The sequence below is a fragment of the Acidobacteriota bacterium genome, from assembly GCA_003696075.1.
In the GTDB taxonomy this organism is placed as follows: domain Bacteria; phylum Acidobacteriota; class Polarisedimenticolia; order J045; family J045; genus J045.
The window spans coordinates 1-4,908 of sequence record RFHH01000070.1 but is presented as its reverse complement, the minus strand read 5'-3'; the positions used below and the strand labels follow the sequence as shown (position 1 = coordinate 4,908).

3 protein-coding genes are annotated in these 4,908 nt (G+C 72.0%); 1 reads left to right on the top strand and 2 read right to left on the bottom strand.

Annotation, left to right across the window (positions count from 1 at the left end):
- The coding region (locus D6718_04590) for a hypothetical protein (GenBank protein RMG46987.1) at nucleotides 1-461 on the top strand (461 nt) is incomplete at its 5' end.
- 191 nt (nucleotides 462-652) lie between these two features.
- Here D6718_04590 and D6718_04585 read toward each other — a convergent pair.
- The gene (locus tag D6718_04585; protein ID RMG46986.1) at nucleotides 653-2,497 is read right to left on the bottom strand and encodes a hypothetical protein; all 1,845 of its coding nucleotides are present in this window, start codon (nucleotides 2,495-2,497) and stop codon (nucleotides 653-655) included.
- A gap of 897 nt (nucleotides 2,498-3,394) precedes the next feature.
- On the bottom strand, nucleotides 3,395-4,908 hold a 1,514-nt coding region (locus D6718_04580), incomplete at its 5' end, for a hypothetical protein (protein RMG46985.1).

The following is a 4,908-nucleotide window of genomic DNA, read 5'->3' as shown; positions in this document are numbered from 1 at the left end:
CGACCTCCCCGCCGAACCTCATCGTGCTGACGACGCCCCCCGGCGAGGCCTCCGCCGCCGCCCTCGCCCTCGACCAGCTCGCCCTGCCCGGCATCGCCGGCACGCTCGCCGGCGACGACACGGTCTTCGTCGCGATCGCGCGCGGCGCGAACCTCGCGCAGGTCGCCCGCCGGATCCGCGCGACGGCGGAACTGCGGCAACGGCCGGCTTCGCGCCGCCGCCGGACTCCGCCGGCCGGTCGCGCCTGGCGACGGCGGTGTCGGAAACGGCCTCGCGCCGGCGGCCGTTCTCCCGGGACGGTCGGGCGTGGAGCCGGACCCGGCGCGGGCGGTGCCGCCGGTGCGGTCGGAGTGGAGGAACGGCGCGTGACGGGCTCTTCGCACGAGAAGCGGAGGTGGCGCGATCACTCGGGATGGCCGAGGCACCGCCATCGCCGGTTCATCCGGAAAGTCCGCTCTTGACGTATCGCGACGGCCGCTCGTCCCGTCCCGCCGCCGGGCGGGGCTCTCGGCGGAGCCTCTTAGCCGCCGCCGTCTCCACCCGTCGGCGGACCCGTTCAGCTCGGCCGGACCGGCCGATCGAAAAGCGCGGTTCCCCGGTCGCTCGCCGGGCGCTCCGCGGCCGTTCCGTTCCGGCGGTGGCCCCGAACCGGTCAGGCGCGGGCCGACGGAAGGTCCCGGAGCAGCTCCAGCACCTGCTCGATGAGCGGCGTCCGGCGGAAATAGCCGATCCAGAGGTGCCGGCGGGCCCGCGTCACCGCGGTGTGCACGAGGTTGCGCACCGGCGGGTCGGTCAGGTCGCCTTCGAGCAGATCGAGCCCGACGAGCCCGACGCACTCGTAGTCGAGCCCCTTCGCGCTGTGAACCGTCGAGACCGTGACGCGTTCGGTGGTGATGTCGTAGCAGCGCTTCGTCCGGTAGCTCTCGCTGACCCAGTGGGCCAGAAGGCCCCTTCGCCCGACCGCGCGCAGCAGCAGCTCCGGGTAACACTCCGGCGCGCCCCCGGGTCCGCGCCGGTGGGTGTACAAAAGCGCCGCCTCGCAGAGCGGATAGCCCTCGGACTCGACCGCCGTCGCGATCCGCTGCGCCAGCTCCGCGGCGACCTCCTCCGGGCTCCCGCACTCGATCGCCACCGGTGCCGGCCCCTCGTCGGCGAAGATGCCCGGAAACGCGAGCTGCCGCGGCTCCGGGCGCGCAGCCGGCACGGCCGCGCGGAGAATGCGCTCGCCAAGCTCGGCGATCGCGCGGGTGTTGCGGTAGACGCCCCGGAGGCGGTGCACGCGGCCCCGCGCCTGGACGCCGGCCGACTTCCAGGTGCTGTGGCGCCGGTAGAGGTCCTGTGCCGGATCGACGGCGATCGTCAGCTCGCCGGGGTCGGGGTGGAGCAGGCGGCTGACGACCGCCAGCATCGACGACGAGAAGTCCTGCCCTTCGTCGACCAGCACGGAACGATACCGGGGGCCTTCCATCTCGAGCTTCCGCGCCGCTTTCCGGGTGACCTCCTCGAACAGATCCTCGTCGTGGCGGTCGTGGTCGATGCGCTCGCCGAGGATGCGTTCGCAAAGCTCGAAGAAAGGAAGGACCTCCACGCCCCGGGGACCGAGCGGCACCTTCTTCGCCGCGAGCAGCCGCTCCAGGTATCCGGCGAGCGACGCGTTGTAGCAGAGGAGAAGGATCGGCCTCATCGAACGGCCAGCCCGGTACAACAGCGCCGCGCGGGCGACGAGCACGAGCGTTTTCCCGCTGCCGGCGGGCCCGCTGATCAGCTTGTGGCCCGCCTGCAGCGTCCGGGCGACGCTCTCCTGGTTGTGGTCGAGGTGCGCCAGGATCTCCCTGCGATACTCGTAGCGCTGGCGCGCGGCCTCGCGCGGGGTCTCCACCCGGACCTCGGGAAACAGCAGTCCGCGCAAGCGCTCGCGGTCGGCGGAGCCCAGGCGAACCTTCTTCCGATAACCGAACCGCTCCCGCATCACCCGCCGGAAAGCCGCCCCCGACGGATCCCTCGCGATGCCGCCCCCCTCGTGGAAATCGTCCCAGAAGAAGGCGCGGCCGGCTCCGAGCAGCTCGCTCACCTTCAACCGTCTGAATTCGGAGCGCCGGATGTGCGGGTAGGCGACCGCCCAGCCCACCGGCACCTCGGGTCCGGAGCCGCCGGTGCGATCGCGCTCGGCGCGGAGGAGATCGCGGATCCGGTGGGCGTACTCCTTCGCCTGCCGGACGGGGTTCTCCCGCTCCTCGCGACGCGAGCCGATCCGCAGCGTCACCGTGTGCGCATTCGCCGCGGCGATCTGGCCGGCGGCCCAGTCCTTGACCTCGATGACCAGAAGGCCGGCGTCGGGTGACAAGAGCACGAAGTCGGGCTCGCGGCGGCGGACGAGCGGCTGGCACCAGACCAGGTGCTCGTCGTCCGGCCGCGCGTAACGCTTCAGGAACCGGAAGACAGCCCGCTCGCCCTTCGTGGCGCCGGCCGCCAACTTGTCGGGGATCATCGTCGCCATGCGGACGCTGCCCCGCGCCCCGTCAGGGGCGCGCCATTTCTATATCACGGGAATCCGGCCGCCCGCGCCGATCGCTCGCGAGCCAGGTGACGAAGAGCACCGGGTCCGGCGGCACCCGGCCCCTCCGTGGGGTGCCGCCGTACAAAGGCGGCGACGGCCTGCGGCGCCGCTCGCGCGCCGGGTTGGGTTTAAAGAAGGAGGTGGTGCCGAACCTCTCGAGAACGCCGGCACGACCCGCATCGCTGCTCTTCTTTCCCGCCGGCGAGCGGGTGGAGGGACGTGAAAGGCACCCCTTGGTTCGTCGCTGCCTTTCGGTCGAGCCTCGGAACGTGAACGACCCCGTCGGGCGCCGCCAGGGCGAGAGGAGCAACGTCGCCCGACGAGAAACCGCGCCCCGAGGGGCGCGGCCACCTCGGAGATCCGGGGACAGGAGAACGTGCTCGGGGAGCGCCCCTGCAGTGGAAATCCGCCGACACGACAACGCGCTTCAGGAAGCGCCCCGACCGACGCGGCCGGCACACGGACACCGCGCCCCAAAGGGCGCGGCCACCCCGGAGATCCGCGGACAGGACACTGGGCTTCGACGAGCGGGCCCGCGGTGAAGGCCCGCATTTCGAACGACACGCTTTTCGGGAAGAAGCGACCGAAAAGACCGGCGCACAGGTACGGCTCTGCGAGGCGCGCAGTTACGGTTCGGCTCGCCAGGCAGGAGAACGCACCTCGAAGAGCGCGGCCGCCCAGAACGCGATGTCTCGCATCGACGCGCAGCCGCGGCGTTTGCCCCGCGGGTCCAGAGGCTGTGGGGGTCGGGCTTGCCCCCGGCTTCACCAGTGGTGGGGTTCGGGCTTGCCGCGCGGCCTGCCGCGCGCGGGAGGCCGCGGCTTCCGAACGATCCGGCTACGGGCAGGGGGACGAGGCGTCGAGCCCGGCGCGGTTCGGACCGTAGGTGCCGGCGCCGCAGGCGTTGCGGGCACGCGGGAGGTGGTAGAAGCCGTCCCCGGCCGGGGGGACGCGGCCGTCGGTGGCGGTCGGCGCCGTGAGGCCCGACGCCAGGCAGGTCGCGCCGGCGAACGAGCCGGCCGGCGCGAGGTCGCTCAGGAGGCCGGTCGCGACGTCATAGAGGATGCCGCTGCCGGCGCTCGGCGCCTGGTCGTCCCAGCTCAGCGTGGTTTCGGGTGTGCCCGCGAGCCGCAGCCCCGTCACCTCCGCCGGCTCGGCGAAGGCTCCGGGATCGCCCGGAGCGCAGTCGCACGCGTCTCCCGCACCGTCCCCATCGCCGTCGAGCTGGTCGGGATTGGCGATCTTCGGGCAGTTGTCCTCGCTGTCGTACAGCCCGTCGGCATCGCTGTCCAGCTCGCGAATCTCCAGGAAGGTGATCCCCTGGGACTGCACGAAGACCTCCAGGTCGAGCCGCCCCGCGGCGACGTCGTAACGCGCCGGCGGTGCGATCGGTTCCACGGCGTCCGCCGCCTTCAGGTCGGCGAGTTCCTCCGGCGTGTAGACGCCGTCGGGACCGCGCTTGGGAAGCGCGTCGTAGGCGGCCCTGATGGAGTGATCGCGGTCGATCCTGTACTCGGTGACCTCCACGCTCGGATACTGCAGCCCCGAGAGGTGGAGCGTCACGTCCCACCCGTAGGGCTCCCGGTCGTCCGGATCGAGCCGGTCGTGGGCGTACAGCAGGATGTCGTGCCCGTGCGGCTCGACCGACCGGAAGCCGCCGATGCGCGCGCCGGCATCCTCGACCGCGCCGAGGTCGGCGACATCGTTCGACATCCGGTCGAACAGCTCCACGAAACGGAAGTAGGTGTTTCCGACGGCGTCGGCGCCGTCCTGCGTACCGTCGCCGTCGCTGTCGACGCGCATCACGCTCGCCACCGACTGCGTCCCCTGGGCGAAGTTCCAGTTGAACGGCCAGGTCGTGATGATGGCCTCCCCCGCGGCGCGGGCCGGGTCGGCCATCGCGTCCTCCAGTAGCCGCTCGAACAGGTCGGCGCCCCAGGTCGGGAAGAAGCCGCTCGCGGCGAAGACGTTCTTCGCCGCCGGGTCCTGCTGGGGCTGCCACTCCGGCCCCGCCTCGTGGGAGTTGACGCGCATCCCGGCGTAGTATTCGGGGTCGATCGTCCGGATTTTGTCCCAGGCCCAGGCGATCAGGTCGTGCGCCTCCTTCGCGTGCCGGTAAGGGTGGATCGAGTAGACGTCGAACGGGCAGCCGCGGTTCGCGTACGCCTCGCACAGCGACCGCACACGGCTCGACAGCAGCCCCGCGAACTCCGGCCGCGAGCAGACGTAGTTCTCCTCGACGAAACCGGGGTTCGGGTTGTCGACCGTCGGACTGCAGTGATAGAGCATCTCGTCGAGATGCCGGTTGCCGGCCGGAGCGTCCTCCACGCCGCCGATGACCACCGCCGATG